At 66.1% G+C, this 4,555-nt stretch carries 5 protein-coding genes and 1 tRNA gene; 3 read left to right on the forward strand and 3 right to left on the reverse strand.

The annotated features are described in order from the left end of the window. Positions 1–191 precede the first annotated feature (191 nt). From DYI24_RS21855 to DYI24_RS21865, 3 genes are read left to right on the forward strand one after another with little or no spacing between them, the layout of a single operon-like run. Complete coding sequence (locus tag DYI24_RS21855) at positions 192–437, forward strand: hypothetical protein (protein ID WP_164573824.1); 246 nt, start codon at positions 192–194, stop codon at positions 435–437. Positions 438–453: 16 nt separating this feature from the next. Next, the gene (locus tag DYI24_RS21860; protein WP_164573825.1) at positions 454–2,958 is read left to right on the forward strand and encodes a hypothetical protein; all 2,505 of its coding nucleotides are present in this window, start codon (positions 454–456) and stop codon (positions 2,956–2,958) included. Then, the gene (locus DYI24_RS21865) at positions 2,958–3,314 is read left to right on the forward strand and encodes a hypothetical protein (RefSeq protein WP_164573826.1); all 357 of its coding nucleotides are present in this window, start codon (positions 2,958–2,960) and stop codon (positions 3,312–3,314) included. Before DYI24_RS21860 ends, DYI24_RS21865 begins: the two co-directional genes overlap by 1 nt. Here the strand turns inward: DYI24_RS21865 and DYI24_RS21870 are convergent, their stop codons facing one another. The 3 genes from DYI24_RS21870 to DYI24_RS21880 all read right to left on the reverse strand — a co-directional run bounded on the left by DYI24_RS21870 (position 3,315) and on the right by DYI24_RS21880 (position 4,503). Continuing rightward, a complete protein-coding gene (locus DYI24_RS21870) occupies positions 3,315–3,500 on the reverse strand; it encodes a hypothetical protein (RefSeq protein ID WP_164573827.1) in 186 nt (61 codons plus the stop codon). A 113-nt stretch (positions 3,501–3,613) separates the two neighbouring features. Further along, the gene (locus DYI24_RS21875) at positions 3,614–4,009 is read right to left on the reverse strand and encodes a hypothetical protein (protein WP_164573828.1); all 396 of its coding nucleotides are present in this window, start codon (positions 4,007–4,009) and stop codon (positions 3,614–3,616) included. A 417-nt stretch (positions 4,010–4,426) separates the two neighbouring features. Continuing rightward, positions 4,427–4,503, reverse strand: a tRNA-Arg gene (locus DYI24_RS21880). Between the last annotated feature and the right edge of the window lie 52 nt (positions 4,504–4,555).

The raw sequence follows: 4,555 nt of genomic DNA on the forward strand, positions 1-4,555 counted from the left end.
GGGGGGCCACGGACGGACCGGGGGGGGGAACCGGCACCGCGGCAAAATGGGCAGCAGTGGATAGCGCCAATTCGCGCCTGCTCGCGAACGGCTCGCTGTCGGCTTCGCAGAGCGTGACCAGCGGCAACGCCTTCACGCTCGCCAGCTTCGACGTTCGTATCCCGAACCAGTAATCAGAAGGACCGTGATCAATGACAACCGCAGCGGATCTCGCCGCCAGCCTGCAGGACAAGGTTGGGAAGAACTGGGATACCGATACGATGACGTGTCAGGCCACGCTGGCAACCGGAATCCAATCGACGATCGAACTGGCCGGCTTCGAATTCCAGTTGTGGGATTCGGGCACCTATCCAGCTGACTTCGGCCAGCGCTCTGACCGGATTGTCGTCAACACCGACAATCAGACGGCTGAAATCACCGCAATTGCTGTCGGCTGAGAACGGCGGCTGAACGATGGCGATCAACCCGATCGGGTCGGCGGTCGGCACCAACACGGCCACCATGCCGGCCCACCAAGCCGGCGACCTGTTCCTGGGGGGGGCTTTTCGCAACGGCAATACGGCTGCGCCGTCGCTCGTGAGTTCGCCAGCCTATACGAATATCCAGACTAAGGCTGGAACATCCTGCTCGGCGCGGCAGGCTTACCGGATCGCGACGTCGTCGTCCGAGACGGTCGGCACCTGGACCAATGCGTCGCGGATCGTCGTGACGGTCTATCGTGCTGACGGCACGATCGGCATCGGTGCTTCGGCCAGCAACGCCGGAACCACCAATACACTGAACTATCCGGCGCTGACGCTCACCGACACCAGCGGGGCGTCGTGGGTGCATGCCGGGATCGGGCACCGCTCGACCAACGTCACCGCCGAAACCCCGCCAAGCGGGATGACCTTCATCAACGGCGGCGTCGACGCGACCGCCGAAGCCGATGCGTTCGACACCAATGGCGGCGTGTCGAGCTGGTCGTCGACCAATGTCAGCGTCACCGGCACGGCCTCGGGCTGGGTGTCGCTGGTGGTCGAGATCACGGAAACCAGCACTGGAGGCGGTGGTGGTGGAAGCGTCACCGCGACGCTGACCGACAGCACGTTTCGCCTTCTCACGCCCGGCGTGACCTCTGCAATATTCTCCAGCGTCGGGATAGGGGCGGCGGCAACGGACCGCGTCGTTGTGGCGTTTGTGCTCGGCTACGACGCTTCTTTCAACGGCATCGTTCCGTCTTCTGCCACGATTGGCGGTGTCGGCGCGAATGTGTCGGGTAGTACGACGACAGGTATTTCGTGCATCTCAGCCATCGTTCCGATTGGGACGAGCGCGGATATCGTCCTGAACTTTGCGGTTAATGCTCAGTATGCGGTGTTTTTCTACGCGGCGTCTTTGTCTGGTGCGGCGAGCGCAATCCCTTCCTCAAGTTTCAACGTCAATGCGACGTCAGGATCGCTCAACGTCGGATCTGGCGGTGCCGTTTTAGCGCATGAAGGTGATGGCGGTACGGCCGGTACTTGGACGGGTGCTACGAGTCTCGGGCGCGACGCCGCAAACGATTGGGGTGCAGCTAAGTTCGAGAATGGCGGCGGTGCGATCACCGGCCGGACAATCGGTTACTCAACGGCTAATAGCGTGGTTGCCTTCGCTTTCGATGCGGCGGCAGGCGGTGGCACGTCACTCACCGCAACCTCGCTGGCGGTTGGCTCGCCGGTCCTCGGAACTCCGACCCTCGCTCAAAAGCATGCGCTGACCGCCGCTTCGCTTGCCGCGGCGAGTCCTGTTCTCGGCGCGCCGGCGATGGCCCAGGCGCATGTGCTTTCGGCGGTGTCGATCGCGGTCTCGTCTCCGGTTCTCGGGACGCCTGCGGCTGCGGTTGTCACGGCTCTGTCGGCCAGCTCGATCGCCGTCGACTCGCCGGTGTTGGGATCGCCTGCGCTCGGCCAGATCCACGGCCTTGCCGCCGCGTCCGTTGCGGTGTCATCGCCTGCGCTCGGCACTCCGGTCCTGGCCCAGGTCCACGGTTTGGCGGCGGCGTCGCTGGCGGTCAGTTCGCCCGTTCTCGGCGCCCCGGCCGTCGGTCAGGCCCATAGCCTGGCTGCGGCCGCGCTGACCGTCTCGAGCCCGGTGCTCGGTAGCCCAACGCTCGCACAGCGGCATGCCCTCGCGGCGGTGTCGCTGGCCGTGGCATCGCCGGATCTCGGCACGCCGACGCTGGCGGGGCAGGGCGGGCTGATCGCGACCGCGCTGACGGTCGGCAGCCCGGTGCTCGGCTCGCCGGCGCTGGCGCAGCGGCACGTGCTGGGTGCTGCGGGCCTGACGGTGTCGAGCCCTGTGCTCGGCGCACCGGCGCTCGGCTCGGTCGCGTCGCTGACGGCCTCCGCGCTGACGGTGAGCAGCCCAGTGCTGGGCAGCCCAGCGCTGCAGCAGCGCCATGCGCTGACCGCCATCGGAATCGCGACCGCGTCTCCTGCGCTGGGCGGCCCCGCGCTCGCCCAGGCGCACGCGCTGGTGGCGTCGGGGCTCGTGGTCGGGTCTCCGAGCCTCGGGACGCCGGTGCTGCGCCAGGCGCACGCTCTGGCCGCGGCGGGCATCAGCGTTTCGTTGCCGGCGCTCGGCTCTGCGGTGCTGCGGCAGGTGCATGCTTTGGCGGCGGCGGATCTGTCGACATCGGGCCCGGTGTTGGACGATTCGCTGCTGCGGCAGATCCACATCCTCGCCGCGCTGGGCATCGTGACCGGTGCGCCGGATCTCGGCCGTCCCGCGATCCCAACATGGATCACGCTTCAGGCGCTGCCGCTGATCGTCGGAAGCCCGGTGCTCGGCACGCCGGAGCTGCGGCAGATCTGGATCGCGCGGCGGTTTGTCGTCGGGCAGGCGGCGTCGCCGGCGGCGCTGATCGGCCGCGCGGCTGCGCCGGCCGATCTCACGGGGCAGGCCCGCGGGCCCGTCTCATTGCGAGGGCAAGGGTGATGAGCAAGCTGCATCCGAGAGTGAACGACATGCCCCAGGGCGACGGCTGGAAGGTGATCGGCACCGCGCTCCGCAGCGACGGCCAGGTAATGGATCTGACCGGCGCGGCGATCGAGTGGGCGCTGGTCAACAACAAGGCCGTCACCCTGGCACGCGCGGTGGTCGGTGATGGCATCACCATCACCGATGCGCCGGCCGGAAAGTTCGAGATCGTGCTCTCGCCCGGTGCCACGGGAACGATCGCCGCCGGCCAGCACGAAGACTATCTGCGCGTCACGCTGCCCGGCGCCGCGCCGCAAACGCTGTGGCGCGGACCGTTCGAAGTGGCGTTTTCGCCGTTCAAGAGCGTGACCTGATCAGCGCTGGCGCAGCGGCTCGATGCTCGGCGCCGGTGCCGGCGCGAGATCTCCGAGCGCGGCGAGGAAGGGCAGGTTGCGGGCGATGGCGGATTTCTTCACGCGCCACGCAATCACGGCGTAGGTGTCGTCTTCCGCGATGATGCGGGCGTCGGTCTCGAGCAGCCCCTGGAAATGGTAAGACACGGCAATTGCACTCCACATACTCACAAACGGTGGAATTGTGGGCCGTGTTCGCGTGGTGTTTCAACAAGACGACTGCCCAAATTGGGCAGTTCCGGCCTGTCCGAACGGACAGGTCAGCGCGCCTGAGTGCGGTCCAGCGCGTCGGCGGCCTTCCTTAGCCGGGTGGCGATCCGCCGCAGCTCCATCAGCGTGAGCTGCTTCATCCGTTCTTCCGACACGAAATAGTCCCGGCCGCGCCGGGTGATCGCACCGGCCTCGGTCAGCTCGCCGAGGCGCCTGGCGGCCGTCATCCGTGGCATGCCGAGGACGTGCGCCACCTTGCTGGCATTCATCGGGCGGTTTTCCGCGTGCCCGATCGTAACGCAACACGCCACGAGCACCACATCGACATCCCGCCCGACGCTGCCGGAGCGGCTCGGGAACAGGCTGGTGTGAAGATCCTGCAGCAGTGAAATGACAAAGCGGGCGATGAGGAGGCGCTCGTCCCGAAACGCGAGGTGTAGTTCCAAGTGGACCCAGTCTTGTTGCTCTTGTGTAAGACTGGTCTCGCTTAGCGGCCCGCCGGTTCGGCTGCGCCTCGGGGAATCCCGCGGGCTTTATGGCATCGTGCATGCGCCTTGAAGCGATGCCGGCAAATCACCGCGCCTTCGTCAACTTCATCTCAGGGTCTCGCGGATGGTGAGGCGCTGCGCCGGTTGTGCAACTTCACCGCCGCTGCTTTCGCGGGCTCGTAGCCAGTCATCTTGATGATCTCCGCTGCGAACGCGACGTGAACAAAACTCCGGGACTTTTTTCGGGACTTTCCGTTCGCTTCGGGCGTCTAGGACCCGCTACGATCCCCTTGCGTTCTCTTCATATGGACACCTCGACCAGCAAGGTGATCTGCAAAAAGTCACTGAAACAAGGGCTTTTCTGAACCGCTGCAATGGCGCGCTCGGAAGGATTCGAACCTCCGACCCTCGGAATCGAAATCCGATGCTCTATCCAGCTGAGCTACGAGCGCGGGGGCCGGGTGGGGCTTGCCGCCCGGCGAGGGCTTTCGAATACCCCACTTT

The sequence above is a fragment of the Rhodopseudomonas sp. BR0C11 genome (assembly GCF_010820945.1).
In the GTDB taxonomy this organism is placed as follows: Bacteria; Pseudomonadota; Alphaproteobacteria; order Rhizobiales; family Xanthobacteraceae; genus Rhodopseudomonas; species Rhodopseudomonas palustris_H.

Bases quoted from the DNA above. Each gene is read 5' to 3' on its own strand.
- DYI24_RS21865 (WP_164573826.1), top strand. From the start codon at position 2,958: ATGAGCAAGCTGCATCCGAGAGTGAACGACATGCCCCAGGGCGACGGC.
- DYI24_RS21855 (WP_164573824.1), top strand. From the start codon at position 192: ATGACAACCGCAGCGGATCTCGCCGCCAGCCTGCAGGACAAGGTTGGG.
- DYI24_RS21860 (WP_164573825.1), top strand. From the start codon at position 454: ATGGCGATCAACCCGATCGGGTCGGCGGTCGGCACCAACACGGCCACC.